This is a genomic window from Rhizobium sp. ERR 942 (assembly GCF_007828395.1).
GTDB classification, from domain to species: domain Bacteria; phylum Pseudomonadota; class Alphaproteobacteria; order Rhizobiales; family Rhizobiaceae; genus Rhizobium; species Rhizobium dioscoreae.
Genome location: NZ_VIUA01000004.1, coordinates 200292 through 214798 on the forward strand (window position 1 = coordinate 200292; position 14507 = coordinate 214798).

The 14507-nt window shown below is 57.5% G+C and carries 12 protein-coding genes; 3 read left to right on the top strand and 9 right to left on the bottom strand.

The annotated features are described in order from the left end of the window. Window positions 1–425 precede the first annotated feature (425 nt). The 4 genes from FBZ97_RS17860 to FBZ97_RS17875 form a co-directional block, all read right to left on the bottom strand. Complete coding sequence (locus tag FBZ97_RS17860; protein WP_145321424.1) at window positions 426–1355, bottom strand: MYG1 family protein; 930 nt, start codon at window positions 1353–1355, stop codon at window positions 426–428. 209 nt (window positions 1356–1564) lie between these two features. After that, window positions 1565–2398, bottom strand: coding sequence for a carbohydrate ABC transporter permease (locus tag FBZ97_RS17865; RefSeq protein WP_113331154.1), 834 nt, complete (start codon window positions 2396–2398; stop codon window positions 1565–1567). After that, window positions 2395–3291 (bottom strand): sugar ABC transporter permease, encoded by an 897-nt coding sequence (locus FBZ97_RS17870; protein ID WP_113388750.1) that lies wholly within the window; start codon window positions 3289–3291, stop codon window positions 2395–2397. Before FBZ97_RS17870 ends, FBZ97_RS17865 begins: the two co-directional genes overlap by 4 nt. Before the next feature lie 132 nt (window positions 3292–3423). Beyond that, window positions 3424–4671: an extracellular solute-binding protein gene (locus FBZ97_RS17875; protein ID WP_233788540.1), complete on the bottom strand. Its 1248-nt coding sequence runs from the start codon at window positions 4669–4671 to the stop codon at window positions 3424–3426. Window positions 4672–4991: 320 nt separating this feature from the next. On the opposite strand from FBZ97_RS17875, the gene FBZ97_RS17880 reads away from it, so the two are divergent. Continuing rightward, window positions 4992–5615 (top strand): GNAT family N-acetyltransferase, encoded by a 624-nt coding sequence (locus FBZ97_RS17880; protein ID WP_145321422.1) that lies wholly within the window; start codon window positions 4992–4994, stop codon window positions 5613–5615. A gap of 23 nt (window positions 5616–5638) precedes the next feature. Here FBZ97_RS17880 and FBZ97_RS17885 read toward each other — a convergent pair whose 3' ends face one another. Further along, a complete protein-coding gene (locus tag FBZ97_RS17885) occupies window positions 5639–7396 on the bottom strand; it encodes a glycogen debranching protein (RefSeq protein WP_145321420.1) in 1758 nt (585 codons plus the stop codon). A gap of 365 nt (window positions 7397–7761) precedes the next feature. On the opposite strand from FBZ97_RS17885, the gene FBZ97_RS17890 reads away from it, so the two are divergent. Continuing rightward, entirely contained in the window at window positions 7762–8934 is a 1173-nt protein-coding gene (locus FBZ97_RS17890; protein ID WP_145321418.1) for an ROK family transcriptional regulator, read from the top strand. A 400-nt stretch (window positions 8935–9334) separates the two neighbouring features. Here FBZ97_RS17890 and FBZ97_RS17895 read toward each other — a convergent pair whose 3' ends face one another. Further along, window positions 9335–9913 carry a flavodoxin family protein gene (locus FBZ97_RS17895; RefSeq protein WP_162748836.1) on the bottom strand — a complete coding sequence of 193 codons (579 nt, stop codon included), beginning with the start codon at window positions 9911–9913 and terminating at the stop codon, window positions 9335–9337. Between the two features lie 187 nt (window positions 9914–10100). Beyond that, entirely contained in the window at window positions 10101–10463 is a 363-nt protein-coding gene (locus tag FBZ97_RS17900; RefSeq protein ID WP_113353281.1) for a DoxX family protein, read from the bottom strand. A 143-nt stretch (window positions 10464–10606) separates the two neighbouring features. Between FBZ97_RS17900 and FBZ97_RS17905 the strand changes: the two genes are divergently transcribed. Next, on the top strand, window positions 10607–11179 hold the full coding sequence (locus tag FBZ97_RS17905; protein ID WP_145321416.1) for a TetR/AcrR family transcriptional regulator: 573 nt from the start codon (window positions 10607–10609) through the stop codon (window positions 11177–11179). A gap of 141 nt (window positions 11180–11320) precedes the next feature. On the opposite strand, the gene FBZ97_RS17910 is transcribed toward FBZ97_RS17905, so the two are convergent. Both FBZ97_RS17910 and FBZ97_RS17915 read right to left on the bottom strand, forming a co-directional pair. Continuing rightward, a complete protein-coding gene (locus FBZ97_RS17910) occupies window positions 11321–12712 on the bottom strand; it encodes an aldehyde dehydrogenase family protein (protein ID WP_145321414.1) in 1392 nt (463 codons plus the stop codon). Beyond that, window positions 12702–14360, bottom strand: coding sequence for an acetolactate synthase large subunit (locus FBZ97_RS17915; protein WP_145321412.1), 1659 nt, complete (start codon window positions 14358–14360; stop codon window positions 12702–12704). The genes FBZ97_RS17910 and FBZ97_RS17915 overlap by 11 nt, the downstream gene beginning before the upstream one ends. Between the last annotated feature and the right edge of the window lie 147 nt (window positions 14361–14507).

A 14507-nucleotide genomic window follows, 5' to 3' on the forward strand; every position in this document is an offset into this window, starting at 1 on the left:
CTTCGAGCGCGATCTCAAGCTACTGCGAATTAGTTCCGCCGGGCGAGGCTTCCTCACATATCACTTTTCCACCGTCCTGGCTCCGCATACCGGTTTGGCCCACTTGCTGCTTGGTATCCGGCAAAAAACCAGCGAGCAACTGCGCAAGTCGTTCTTTCGACATCGGCGGGGCGGATAAGCGCATGACAAGCCTCCTTTTTGGTGTCGCGATCGTGCCAATGCATGCTCATGGGAGCAACGGTGACGCGGGATCATCCCCAAATAATTTCAGCTGGAAGTATTTTCAGTCGATCTGAACAGCGTACGAGTTCAAGAGCAATCCGGTTCTGGTTGCAAAATGAGTGGCCTCCGTATGCCGATCCGCTCAATGCTCAAGCCGGAGTTGCCCCGTGAAACGGCGATTGCGCTCGGCCTCGAGCCGATGGTCAACCGGCTCCTTGCTCCGCGTCATTCACCGCCAACCTGGCGAGAGCGAGCGCCGCCTCTCGCGTTTTGGCGGCGGCGATAAAGCGGCCGTTGTGGCAGAAACTTGCGCCCTCAATACCGGTCGCCATCTCCAGGTCGCGGCCGCTCAACCCGGCCCAGCCCACCGGAAGATCGGCTCGCAGTTCGAATCCTTCCTCGGCGCGGCGAATTCCCGTCAGGCACCAGTCGGCCTCGCGCGGATGGACCACGAACAGGAGATGATCGGCACCCGCCTTCACGATCGCCGAACGAAACGGCATGCCTATCGGCAGTTCGAGAACACGGCTCTCGCCGGCTGACGCAATCGCCTGCAGCACCAGAGTTTCGGCACGCAGTTTCGCATGGAGCCCGGCAATCTTCGCTTCGACGAAATTGCGGGCGATCGCAACGGCGGCGTGGAATGCCCGATCGGTCGCCTCCAGGTCCGCGTCGTCGAAGACGGGCTTCAATGTTTCGAGCAACGACGGCAGGGTCAACCCAGCCAGCAGGCCGGCGCTATCCGGGCTGAGCGCACCATTGTCGACCAAGTCGATCGGCAGGACGAAGCCGGCATCGAAAGCCGCATGCACGGTTTCGACAAAGCCGCTTGGGACCAAGAGGGCTGTCAGGTAATCGCGACCGAAATGTTTCCAGATCAACCCGAACGAACTGAAGGGCTGATCATCGTCGCGTCGCGGTGCGCCGCGCTGGTGATGATCGAAAATCCCGGCAGTCGCATCATAAGCGCCGCCGACATCATAGACGATGCGATCGACACCGGGCGTGATCCATTCCGGCGTCCTGCTGCGAACCAGGCGGGCATCAGGGAAAAGCCGCGTGAGAATGACGCTGGACAACACTTCGTCGGCATGGAAGCCGCCGGAATGGGTGACGAGGAAATTGGGAGCCATACGGCCGGGACCTTACTATTCGCGAATTGGACGGACAGGCAGATAACCGGATTTGCGCGTCATCTCAACCGGCAAAGCGATTAGGGGATCCGATAATTGCATGGCCGCATTCGGCTCGGGAATGGCGCGATGATCGGCGAAAGAAGATTCCCATTGCTTCATGGCGCCCGAGCGCGCGACCGATCTTTTCAATCGAGAGCAAGGTGATTTTACTTCGTCGCTCCAGCCGTCAGGCCTGTGATGAGTTTCCGTTGGAAGAACATATAGGCAAGAATGAGCGGTCCGATAACGATGACAGCGCCCGCCGTCAACACAGGCGTATTGACCGTATAACGTCCCTGGAAAAATAACATACCAATTGGCAGGGTTCGGTAGTTATCGTCATTGACGAGAACAAGCGGAATAAGAAACTCGTTCCATGTCCAAATAAACAGGAACAATGCCAGTGTGGACATCGACGGCAGCATCAAAGGTACGATAACTTTTGAAAGAATATATCTTCTGGATGCTCCATCGAGAACCGCTGCTTCTATGATTTCCGATGGCAGTTGTTGCATCGCGCTAGCCATGAACATGGTGGCGAAAGGCAGAGACATGGCAATTTGGGGAAGGATCAGCGCAGCATAGGTGTTTATGAGGCCGACATAGCGCATTTCATAGTAGAGTGGAATAATGAAGGCTTCGGTCGGCACCATCATTCCAACAGTTAAAAGGACGAAAATGGTGCGCCTGAACGGAAAGGTCAGGAACGCGAATCCGAATCCCGTCAGCGTGCCAAGTATGATGCTAACCACGACAACGGGGAAAACAATCATGACGGAATTCAGGAAATAGACATTAAACCGGCCATCGATCCAAGCATTTGCATAGTTCTCGAAATGCGGATAGGCTGGCAATACGAATGCGCCTTGTATCAGATCGGCACGGCTCTTCAGAGACGTAAGTATCAGAAGGGCAAAGGGAACAATCGCCAAGACCGCGAACAGCCAAAGAATGATACGTGAGGGTAGCACCGCACCTATCGTATGAAAATCTCTGCTCACGTTGCACTCCCTTCATTCACAGGGCGCACCAGCCGGTGAACGGCATAGTTGATAGTAAAGACGAGAATCGCACCGATGATGGCAACGGCCGAAGCATATCCATACCGATTCAGTTGAAATCCAAGCTCATACATATAAATGTTGGGAACAAGTGTGGCGTTGGCCGGACCGCCTCGAGTCATCGTAAAGATCAGATCAAAACTCTTGATCGAGGAAATGATCGTGAGAAGGAGCGCGATGCGTATTTCCGGCAGCAGGAGCGGCAGTGTAATGAAGAAGAATATCCTACTTCCGCTGGCACCATCGACTCTCGCCGCTTCAAACAGCGCAGGATCGATCCGCTGGATGCCGGAGAGAAACAACACCATGCAGAAACCGAAGAAATACCAGCTCGCAACAATGCCGACCGCTGGTAGGACAAACGTGAAATCGCCGAGCCAGGGCAGAGCGATGGAACCCAGGCCAACCAGCTTTAACGCCTGGTTGATCGGACCAAAAGCGGGATTGTAAAGCCAGTGCCAAATGATGCCAAGCACGGCGGTGGGCATGATATAGGGTAGGAATAGCAGTGTCCGCAGCGCGAACTGCTCCCGCTGCCTGAACGTCCAGACCATCGCGGCTAGTGACAGGCCAATGACAATCGGGATGACACAGTAAAACACCATGAAGAGAGCATTGTTTTTCAATGCAACATAGAAAGTTTCATCTGAAAACAATTTTGCATAATTGCCAATGCCAATCCAATTGGGCGGGCTGATCCCATTCCATTCAGTGAAACTGATACCGATTGCCGCGACAATAGGACCAAGAATGAGAGCAAAATAGAGCAGTAAGCCAGGCAGAACGTAGATGAGATTTCTACTGGCCTTCGCGTCAAGTGGTGAGCGTTTCATGCACCATCTCGTGGATATGCCAGAGGTCGAATGGCGCCGCTCTGGCCGTGATCAGGATAGACGTAGCGAAGTTTCCCGCCGCTGCCTTTCTTCGATCGAGTAGCGCGGCGGGATTGGCTTGTTCGCCGGCAATCACTTGCTCTTCATGTAGGCGGCGTAGTCCGCGTCGAGCTTGGCGATCAGCTCTTCAGGCGTTTCCTTGTTCGCAAGCAATAGGGGCGTGTTTTCATCAAACGTCTTGAGCATGGTTGGGCTTGCCCAATCGGGATAATGCCCGAGTGCATTGTCATCGTTCAATGATTTCCAGATCGCGATGCCCTCCTTCAGGAGCGGGGACGCGTTAACCCCGGCGTCTGCCGGAACAGGGGTGGCGGGCAGATAGCCGGCGCGGGCCCAGGTCACGGATGCGTCCTTGGAGACCATGTAGTTGATGTACTCGCCGGCGAGGTCCTTCATTTTGTCGCTCTTGGCCAGGCTGGTGATCGCCCAGGCAAGGTCGACGCCGCCAACCGAAAGCGGATGCTTGATACCGGCGGGCGCCGGGATGGGCATGAAATGGATATCGGGATTGTTCTGCATATCGCCGAAGTACCAGGTGCCCGAAATCAGGAAGGCCCCTTGGCCGGCGACAAAAAGCTGAACGGCATCATCGCCCGAGATGCCCTGGTAACCATCTGAGAAATAGCCGTTTGTTGCCCATTTCTGTACAAGTTTCACCGATTCCAGATTGCCGGGCGTATTCCATGTGCCGCCGCGGCCATAGATCAGGTCATCGAGCGCCTTTCGATCCGAAGCATCGATATGCGCCTGGCTGATCCCGGCCAACATATGGAGCGCCAGATGGCCCTTGGCTGTACCGATTGTCAGCGGCGCGCTGCCTGCCGCCTTGACCTTATCGAGAGCGGCAAGGAAATCGTCGAAGTTCTTGATCGGAAGTTCGACGCCAGCGGCTTTCAGAACCTTTTCATTGTAATACAGGCCGACGATTTCGGCGAGCGACGAGATGCCATAGGTCTCACCGACACCGAACTCGCCCTTGCTCGACCAGCGGTCACGCGCCAGGAGACTATCGGACTGGTTTTTATCCCATCCATATTTCTTGAGGTAGTTATCGACAGGAACGAGAAGGTTTTCCTTCACCATCGCGCCCATCGCGCCGGCTCCCTGGTTGACCTTAGTCACCACCGGACCATCGCCAGACGAAACGGCGAGCTTAAGCGTGAGATTGAGGTCCTGGAAATCGCGTACGGTGTGATCAAGCTTAACGTCGGGATGCGCCTTCTGGAAATTGGCGTTGAGTTCGGTCATCACGGCGGCTCTCGACTCAGAATCGTGGTCGTCCCAAACCGTGAGCGTCTCGGCAAAGACGGTTGTCGACATGCCGATGCCAATGAAGACGGATGCGGCCAAAATTCCTGTCTTCTTCAGAATGGATGCTGCATTGGTGGAGATGAAATCGCTAAACATTGATTGGTTCCCTCTAGCTGCGTTTTGGCAGTTTCTATCGATTCCAACCGGCTGATCTTGCTAAGACGCGCCGAATGTCTTGCATTGTCGGGCCTTTACTGGACCGACGAATTTCCTTATTCTTTTCCAAAATCTGCGGGTTTGGCCCTCAGATGCAGTCCCTCAAACTTCCCAGTTTTACCGCCGCCTGACGTCAGTTCTCACCGAGCAGCGGCCAGCAGATCGATGATGCCATGCCTCCCAAGATCGACGATTATTTCATCCGCCCGGCCACTGAGGACGACGTTGACGCCCTCTTTCACATTTGCCTGGTCACGGCTGATGCAGGGGCCGACGCGAGTGCGCTTTACAGCAATCCGCGCCTTCCCGGCTACGTATGGGCCGTGCCTTATCTCAAATTCGCTCCGGAGTTTGCGTTCGTTCTTGCCAGGCACGATCGGGTGGTCGGCTATGTTGTCGGTACGCCGGATACCGCGGGCTTTGACACAGTGCTCCGCAGAGATTGGTGGCCGGTTGTTCGACGCGAGACCGCTGGCCTGATACCCAAGACGGAAAAAGACGCCGATGTTCTGGAGCGAATAGCCAATCCTCACAGCGGCACGCCGGGCCTTGAAGAGACCTACCCCGCGCATCTTCACATCAATATTCTGCCTGAAGCCCAATCGGGCGGATGGGGACGGCTGATGATCAAGACCATGCTCAAAGCCCTCACGGCGTATGGCGCACCTGGCGTCCATCTTGGTGTCAGCCCCGCGAACGAGCGCGCCAAGGGATTTTACCGGCATCTCGGTTTCGAAGAACTCAGCCAAAACGGTCACCTCGCCTTCGTCATGAGATTGGACAAGCCGGTAGCCTAAGGAAAATCCGGCCCATCCGCTCATTACCTATTCTCCGCGTTCGCAGCCTCTAGGCCATATTTAAGAACAACAGCCGCCGGCATCGCACTCCATCCCTGCAGAAGGGAACCGCGTCCGTAGGGCGGCGAGAAATATTCGACCGCACCGGCCCATCCATTTGCGAGGCAGGTTTCCCACCAGCGTATAAGCGCATAACGCGCTCCACCGAGACCGTGGCGTATTCTTTCTTCCGCATAGACGCCGTCCCAATAGGGCCAATCCGATCCATTATGATAGCGAAAGGGGAACGCGGTCTTTGATCTTACATCACTCGCCCGTTTAAATGGCGGAAACGCGCAAAGGACGCCCCAATCGCCATAGGGCTGTTTCGTATTGTTTCGAGCCTCCAGAGCTCCTTCCATCGCCTTCAGGAGACCAATCGCGCGCGTTCGCGAAATCGCCCCATAACGGGAGAGTGTCAGACTGTCGAGCACGAGATGATCCTCGACAAATCCATCAGAAGTGATGAAATCGGCGTAACCGTTCCTGCTCGGGACAAAAAGCTTGTCCTCGATTTCGGCGCGAGCGGACAGCGCTATTTCGCTTGCCTTCCGCGCCAATGCGGGATCATGCCCGGCTCCCAGTTTAGCCACCGCATCCAGCGCGCCGACAAAAAGGCCGAGATTGTAGGAGACGAGACCTTCCCGGTAGACATTGTCCGCCCAGTCCCTGTCGTTTCGCGGCTTCAGCGGCAATACGCTGCCAGGGCCAGCGAGGGCCAGGTATCGTTCAACGATTGCGGTGACAAGCGGCCAGTGCCGCAATGCTTCCGCCGTATCCCCGGTCGCGTCCACATAATCGACGAGAAAGAGGATGAAGAAAAGCGGGCTGTCAAAATGATCGCTCCACCAATCACCTGGACGATTGTGATGCTCCGGAGCAGCCTTGCCACGATATTTTTCGGGATTTTGTTTGGCATCAAGAACGAAGTTCTGCCAGGCACGAGATTGCGCCGGTCCGGTCAATATCACGCCGCTTGGCGCCTCTCCATCAGGCTGAATTCCCTTGGCCAAAAGTCGAATTTCATCGCGTACCGCCTCCGGCGCAAGCTTCAGCAGCATTTGCATCGTCCAGTAGCCATCGCGATAATAGGTGCGCGCGGGCGCGCTATAGGCCTGACCCGCGGCTAGGCCGGCGAACACACCGTTCTCGTCCAGTCGAATGCTGGAAAGCGCGGCATGCGTGCCTTGAATCACCATGCTGCGCATCACGGGATCGGCATCGGGCGCGACGTCGCACCGGGCGACATAATTCGCCGCTTCTGCCAAGATAGCGTCGCTGGCAAGGCTCAATGCGGCTTCAGCCTCCTCTTCCGAGGCCCCGGCCGCGACGCGGATATCTCCGTCGCCAACCTCGACGATCATCACACCCCAGCCACTCACGACGATACGGCGACTATCGCGTTTGATGATCTTGGTTCGCTGACTGTCCTCATCGATCTCATGCCACCAGGCACCCCGACGAGCCGGATGGATTCGTTCCAGGCGGGCATTGCGGATCAGAAGGATGGGCTTTGACTGGGCGACGAAGATGCCACCTGCTTCGGCGGTGACCCTGTTTGGACCGTAAACGTAAGGTCCGGCAAGTTTGGAAAAACGTATTCGTCCAAGACGGCCGCTTCCCCAAAGAGCGAGATCAAGATACCCGTCGGGATGCGCGTCCGCCTGCAGTCGAGGCGCCATGATCGGCAGAATGACCGGGTGCTTGGTTGTGATTTCGCCTTGGGATGTGGGGGTCATCATGGCAAATCCAGCACCTTTCAACGCGCGGTGTCAGAGATGGGATCAAGCGTGAGATCCAGATTGCAATATCCAGTACACTCGCCGGAATGGAGCGTCACGAAGTCCTCGGCGAATGCGGGATTACACATCCTTTGACCTCGCTTTCATTACCCCTCCGCAACTTGCTCAGCCACTGGGCAAGTCTACAAATTGGGCGCTTAATTTGTCAATGACATGGACAAATTAAATGGTTTTGTTTAGCCAACTCACGGAGATTCACTTGAATTTTGCGATATTCCAGCCGAAGCTAGCGCAGCCACGCGCGAGGTTGGATGAATTAGGAAAAGGTCCCGAACTAATTAGAGGCAGAACCCGAGCCAGCACTGATGCCAAATGCGACCCAGACACCGATAGCGCGAAAAATTTCAACAAATTCCGTCATTCGGACCATACTTGCAAAAGGCCCTATTTCCCGCGCGGATATCGCCAAGCAAACGGGCTTGTCCAAGCAAACGATTTCCGACGTCGTTCGCAATCTCGAAAATAATGGTTGGTTGAAGCCGACTGGATACACCGATGGGCGCCTGGGGCGAACCGCAATAACCTACGAGCTCGATGCAAGTGCCGGTTTCGCTGCATCGATCGATCTAGGCGGAACCAAAATCGCGGCTGTCATCTGCGATCTGGTTGGAAATATCGTTGCTGAAACCAAGGTGCCGACAAGCTCGCGCGGCGGGGTTCATCTCGTTGATCAATTCCACGCCATTGTACAGGACCTCGCCGGGAGCGCCGACATCGATCTTTCCAAATTGCGCGTCATAGTGCTGGCGACCCCAGGCGTGCTTGATCCGACCACCGGACATATCAATGTCGCCCCGAACATCCCCGGAGTCGAAACGATTGACTTGCGCCGGCTCCTGAGCGACCGGATGGCAATCCCGGTCATCATTGAGAACGACGTCAATCTTGCCGCGCAAGGAGAGCGATGGCGAGGGCACGGCGCCACATCGGATAATTTTGCCTTCGTGGCCGTAGGCACCGGTATCGGCATGGGCATTATTGCAAATGGTAGCCTCATGCGTGGCGCACGCGGTGCCGCCGGGGAGATCGCCTATCTGCCTCTCGGCGGAGAGCCGTTTGATCCGGGCGGCTTTACTCTTGGTACTCTTGAAAGCGCCGTGGGTAGTGCGGCGATGGTGCGGCGCTATTGCGGATATGGTGGGCAGAGCGACGCAACGGTCGCGGATCTTTTTTCGGCTCTGGTGGCTGGCGAGCCGGCCGCTGTTGCGGTGATTGAGGAAACTTCGCGATCGATTGCGCTTGCCATTGCCGCGATCGGTGCGACCCTCGATCCGGAGCTGGTGATCATGGGCGGCGGTATCGGCGCGCGCCCCGAACTTGTTGAAGCCATTCGCAGGTATCTGCCACGTTGTACGCCTTACCCACCTCGCATCGAGATTAGTCAGCTTGGCAATCGGGCGGCTCTGGTCGGCGGCATCGGCATCGCAGTCGAGCACATGCACCAGGAGCTGTTCGGTGTTGATTTGCAAGATTCATGAGATGGGCATCGTATCGCGCAAGCGAATTGCTTGAAGACAAATTCAACAGGCAGAGTTTAAAGATAGCAGGCTGCCGGACAACTGGCCTCAAGGAGTATATGAACAATCGGGAATGCGTGGCAGATGCCCGACTTGCGTGAATGGAATGCGACCATTCCTCAAGCAATTCGTCTGGAGCGATGACCTTGCCGACGGCGAAGTAACCACGATGCCCTCCGTCCGTCGGCGCATGAGCGAGAGTGCGATCCAGTACACCGATTGCGGCCGCGATCTGCTCCTCGACGTTGCGCAGCAAATCGCGGACCTCATTCAGTTTCATTCCCTTCTCTTCCTGGGCCCGGCGGCGCCCATCAGAGTATCCGCTCCAGAGCTGTTCAAGTCTCGAGAGTTGGCGCTCGCATCAGGCTGCCTGAGCCGCTGTTAACCGCTGCGCAACTCGTGCCACCCGCTCTCCGTAGATGCGGGCGGTTTCGAGATCGCCGCTCGACATTTCACTTGGAGCTGCGTCGGCATCGGACTGCGCCATGGGCGCGATGTACGACCCCATCCTGTTCGCATCGTCTCGTTTCGACGCCTTCACATTTGCCGGTTTCATTCCCAGGCTGACCCAAAGACCGCCGTGCTGTCCCGCCAGAAGCACGAAGTATTCGAGGGTGTTGAGCTTGTCGCCGTTCAAACTGGCGCTGTTGGTGAAGCCCCCGAATACCTTGTCCCGCCATTTGTTGGCAAACCAGGCCTTCGAGGACGTATCGGCAAACTTCTTAAACTGCCAGCTCGGGCCGCCCATGTAGGTTGGCGACCCGAAAATGATGGCGTCCGCGGCATCCAACGCGGCCCATCCCTCATCTGAAAGATTGCCATCAGCGTCAATGGCGTAAAGCACGCCTCCTGCCCCTTCCGCGACGGCCTGAGCCATCCGTTGGGTGTGACCGTAACCGGAGTGATAGACGACGACTGTATTGGCTTTGCGATGTGACATGATGGTCTGGCCTCCTTGGGGCCGTTGCTTTACACCGTCCGAAGGCGATTTCGCTCCGTACGGCACTTTCCTTCGGAAGAGTTGATGGCGGGAGTTCGGGTGACGTCCAGCGTCTGGCGACAGATGGTTTTATCCAGCCAGCTACGCGGAGGTTCTCGGCATGATGAACTCATCTGCTGCGAGATGCTCAAACATGACCGCTGACGCCGGCCAGTACCAGCAACAACAGGAACACCACAGGCGGTGGGAGTTCTCTATAGTTCCGGATGCGGACAATGGCCGCAATTGCAGCGAGCATGATGCAAGCGCCCAATGCCACTCCGATGTATCGGATACCGGCTGTTACCAACAACACCGCCGTCAAGAGCTCAAGCGCGGCCGTAACCCAGCACCACCAGAATGGAAATCCGAGCTGTACAAAGCCCGCGCGGATTTTTTGGTGGCCACTCATGTTGACGATGGCGCCAGTGAGAAACGCCCCTGCGGAGAGCCAGACCAGAACGGTATCGAGCACGGTTGCGCCTGTGAAAATTTGAACTGGAAGATTCATCGATATTCTCTTCTCTGCCGATCCGTACCGGCGAAAACTTTTATAGCGCCATCACATATTCTAGCGCTGCTAGTTTGTCAACCAACATTCTCTTTGATATCTTTATTGGCAGAGAAATCGCGCGAATAAGGACAGGAGCCAACGTGGGCATCAGCGAACGCAAGATCCGGGAAAAGGACGAACGACGCCGCAGGATCGTTGCTGCCGCAAGGACGATCGCGGAACGCGACGGCTGGGCTTCGGTCACGATCCGGCGTCTTGCCGACGAGATAGAATACAGCCAGCCCGTTCTCTATTCGCATTTCCAAAATCGCGACGAAATCGTCGGCGCGGTCGCGCTTGAGGGCTTTAGTGAGTTGGCGGCAATACTGCGTGCCGCGATCCGGTCATCGTCCACGCCCGGAGAATTGGTGGAAAGTGTCGCGACCGCCTATCTCGATTTCGCCTTCGCCCGGCCTGCAATGTACGAGGCGATGTTTATCCTTCCGACCGGTCTCCGCTTCGCCAAATCCGACACGCCAGCACAGCTCCGTGAGGGTTTTGGAGCCATGGCGACCGTGATCACGCCATTCTTCAAGGATGGGGATACCGCTACCGAGACTTTCTGGGCGGCGCTCCACGGATTGGCGGAACTCGAGCGCCACGGCAGAATAAGACCCGCTTTTCGGTCTCACCGCATCACCCTCATCACGCAGATGATATCGGGTCGGATATGAGAGATTCTGCCTTTAGGATTGTCGCAGGGCTTCAATGACAACGCTGAAGGCAGGCGAATTCCGTTTCCGACTGAAATAATTGTCCGGCCGCAAAGATCGCGTGAGGGGGGAGGTCCGAGGATCAGGCTTGCCGAGGCTCACCTAGCTGACGCCGTTGAACACCACCATCTTGTCGTCGGCCATCTCCTCCATCGTCCAGGGAATACCCCCGACACCATATCCCGACTGCCTGCGCCCGGCAAAAGGCATCCAGTCGGTTCGAAACGCCGTGTGGTCGTTGACGAGCACCGCGGATGCGTCGAGATGCCTTGCCGCCTTGAGCGCGACGGCTATATCGGTGGAAAAGACGCTCGCCTGGAATGCGTAGGGCAGCGAGTTGGCTGTACGGATCGCCTCGTCGATGTCGCTATAGCCATAGACACAGGTCAGCGGTCCGAACACCTCGAGCCGCGACACCTTGGCGTCCGCCGGTGGATCGAGCAGGATGGAGGGCAGAAGCGTCGTCTCGGACAGCCGCCCTCCCCCGAATTGCCTTGCTCCCGCATCGGTCGCTTCCTTGATCCAACTTGCGACACGTTCCGTCTCGCGCGGCAGGATCAGCGGCCCGACCTCCGTCTCCTTCAACGTGGGATCGCCGACACGCAGGCTTGCGACCTTGGCGGCAAGGGCGTCGGTGAAGTTGGCTAGGATATCATCGTGCACGAAGAGGCGCTGCACCGACACGCAGACCTGCCCCGCGTGATAGTATCCGCCTTTGACGATCGTCCCGACGATCGCGTCGATGCTGGCGCTGCGATCGACGATGACGGGGGCTGCTCCACCATGTTCCAGCGCACATCTCGTGCCTGGCGGCAGCTTGCTTTTCAAATACCAGCCGACCTTCGCCGAACCGATGAAGCTCAGGAAGGCGACGCGCTGATCCACAGCAAGGCTCTCGGCAAGCGCATTGTCCTCGGTGATGAAGGTCTGGCACCAGCGCTCGTCCAGTCCCGCCTCCCAGAACAGCTTGACGATCTCGGTGCAGGAAATCGGTGTGGTTGCCGCCGGCTTGACGATGACGGGGCAGCCAACGCCCACAGCCGGCGCAATCTGGTGGATGATGAGATTGAGGGGGTGGTTGAACGCCGATATCGCCGCCACGACGCCGATCGGCTCCTTGGTGGTGAAAGCCCATCGGTTGGTGCTGGCAGCAGTCAGGCCCATCGGGATTTCCTTGCCGCCAAAATTGCGCAGCTCGTCCGCCGCGTTGAGGAGACCATCGATCCCACGGGTGACCTCGACGATCGCATCCGTCAGCGGCTTGCCACCTTCGCGGGCGATCATGATGGCGAAGCGTTCACGGTTCTCCGAGAGAAGCTCGGACACCCTTTTGAGGATAGCCATCCTGCGATGCGTGGGCAACCAGGCGCTACGATCGGCATAGGCTTTCGCGGCGACATCGAGCTTATGCTCGAGAACAGCGGCATCATCGGCCGGTATTTCGGCAATGAGCGCGCGATCGAATGCCTGATAGACCTTCAGCTTAGGCGTCATCTTGATCCTCCAGAATGGCGGGAAGCCGTTCGCGCAATTCCTTCACCAGCACACGTTCGTTTTCCGAATAATCGACCGGGACGTTGACGAGATGAACACCACCGCCGGAAAAAGCATCTTCAAGCGCCTGCTTGAACTGGCTGATGTCGTCGACCCTCGTTCCCTTGGCGCCATAAGATTGCGCATATCTAACGAAATCCGGGTTGCCGAACGTCATTCCGAAGTCTGGAAATTCGTCCACCGCCTGCTTCCAGCGGATCATGCCATAGGCGTCATCCTCGATGACGAGGATGACAAGGTTCAGTTTCAGCCGGACGGCCGTCTCAATCTCCTGCGAGTTCATCATGAAGCCGCCATCCCCGCAGACTGCCATGACACGCCGCTCGGGATAGAGCATCGAGGCGACCATGGCCGAAGGGAGCCCGGCACCCATTGTCGCAAGGGCGTTGTCGAGCAGCAGCGTGTTCGCCATGCGCGTCCGGTAGTTCCGGGCGAACCAGATCTTGTACATGCCGTTGTCGAGCGCGAGGATGCCGTCATGCGGCATGACGTCCCGGATGTCATGGACCAGCCGCTGCGGCGTGAACCGATCTTCCATCGCCCGATCCGCGATACGCTCGAGGATCCGTTCCCTAAGATGAAGAAGGGCCTGTGCGTTCGGCAGTTTACCCTCAAGGCGATCCGCCAGCGCCTTCAACGATGGGCCAATGTCGCCGATGACCTCCGACTGAGGAAAGTAGACCTGCTCGACGGTCGCCGGCTGATATCCGACATGGACGACATTCGGACCACCCTTGCCCATGATGAAGGGCGGCTTCTCGATCGTGTCATGGCCGATGGTGATAATGAGATCGGCCTGCTCGATCGCCTCGTGGACATAGTCCCGCTCCGACAGTGCGGCCGTGCCCATGTAGAGCTCGGTTCCGCCCGGGACCGTTCCCTTGCCCATCTGGGTCGTGAAGAACGGGATGCCGGTGCGGATGACGAACTGCGCGATATCAGAGGTCGACCGGGGACGCGAAGCGGCCGCCCCGAGCATGAGCAGCGGGCGTTTTGCCGCGGTGATGAGGGTGGCCGCGCGATCGAGGGCCGCGTCGCTTGCGATCGGCAGCTCCAGTTGATGCGGAGCGACGAGAGCGACCGGCGCGCATTCCTCGGCGGCGATGTCCTCCGGAAGCTCGAGATGGACCGGTCCCGGCCGCTCCTCCTGTGCGATCCGGAATGCCTCCCTGACCATCGTCGGGATCATCTGCGGCGAAACGATCTGCCGGGCAAGCTTGGTGAGCGGCTTCATCGACGCCACCACGTCTACCACCTGGAACCGGGCCTGCCGGGACGAAAGTATCCCTTTCTGGCCGGTGATCATCACCATTGGCATGGCGCCGAGCAACGCGTATGCCGCGCCCGTCGAAAGGTTCAAGGCGCCTGGCCCCAGCGTCGTCAGGCAGACGCCCGGCTTGCCGGTCAGGCGACCATAGGTCGCGGCCATGAACGCGGCGGCCTGCTCATGCCGGGTCAGCACCAGCTGAATGGACGATTTGCGGATCGACTCGACAACATCGAGATTTTCTTCGCCTGGAATACCGAAGATACGGTCGACACCCTCGTTTTCGAGTGCGGCCACCAGGAGATCGGAGCCTTTGGTCATGGATGGAGCTCGTGCTTGTTGGCAGATCGATTGATTGATGCTTCCCAAACTGGAAGACGGACAGCAAGAATAGATCCTTTTGCTGGCTAGTCCATCAGAGTTCTATCAGATTCCAGTTACCGCGGATGACCGGAGCTGCGCGAATGC

Bases quoted from the DNA above. Each gene is read 5' to 3' on its own strand.
- FBZ97_RS17860 (WP_145321424.1), bottom strand. From the start codon at position 1,355: ATGGCTCCCAATTTCCTCGTCACCCATTCCGGCGGCTTCCATGCCGAC.
- FBZ97_RS17915 (WP_145321412.1), bottom strand. From the start codon at position 14,360: ATGACCAAAGGCTCCGATCTCCTGGTGGCCGCACTCGAAAACGAGGGT.
- FBZ97_RS17895 (WP_162748836.1), bottom strand. From the start codon at position 9,913: ATGTCACATCGCAAAGCCAATACAGTCGTCGTCTATCACTCCGGTTAC.
- FBZ97_RS17875 (WP_233788540.1), bottom strand. From the start codon at position 4,671: ATGTCGACAACCGTCTTTGCCGAGACGCTCACGGTTTGGGACGACCAC.
- FBZ97_RS17885 (WP_145321420.1), bottom strand. From the start codon at position 7,396: ATGATGACCCCCACATCCCAAGGCGAAATCACAACCAAGCACCCGGTC.
- FBZ97_RS17910 (WP_145321414.1), bottom strand. From the start codon at position 12,712: ATGACGCCTAAGCTGAAGGTCTATCAGGCATTCGATCGCGCGCTCATT.
- FBZ97_RS17870 (WP_113388750.1), bottom strand. From the start codon at position 3,291: ATGAAACGCTCACCACTTGACGCGAAGGCCAGTAGAAATCTCATCTAC.
- FBZ97_RS17880 (WP_145321422.1), top strand. From the start codon at position 4,992: ATGCCTCCCAAGATCGACGATTATTTCATCCGCCCGGCCACTGAGGAC.
- FBZ97_RS17890 (WP_145321418.1), top strand. From the start codon at position 7,762: ATGCCAAATGCGACCCAGACACCGATAGCGCGAAAAATTTCAACAAAT.
- FBZ97_RS17900 (WP_113353281.1), bottom strand. From the start codon at position 10,463: ATGAATCTTCCAGTTCAAATTTTCACAGGCGCAACCGTGCTCGATACC.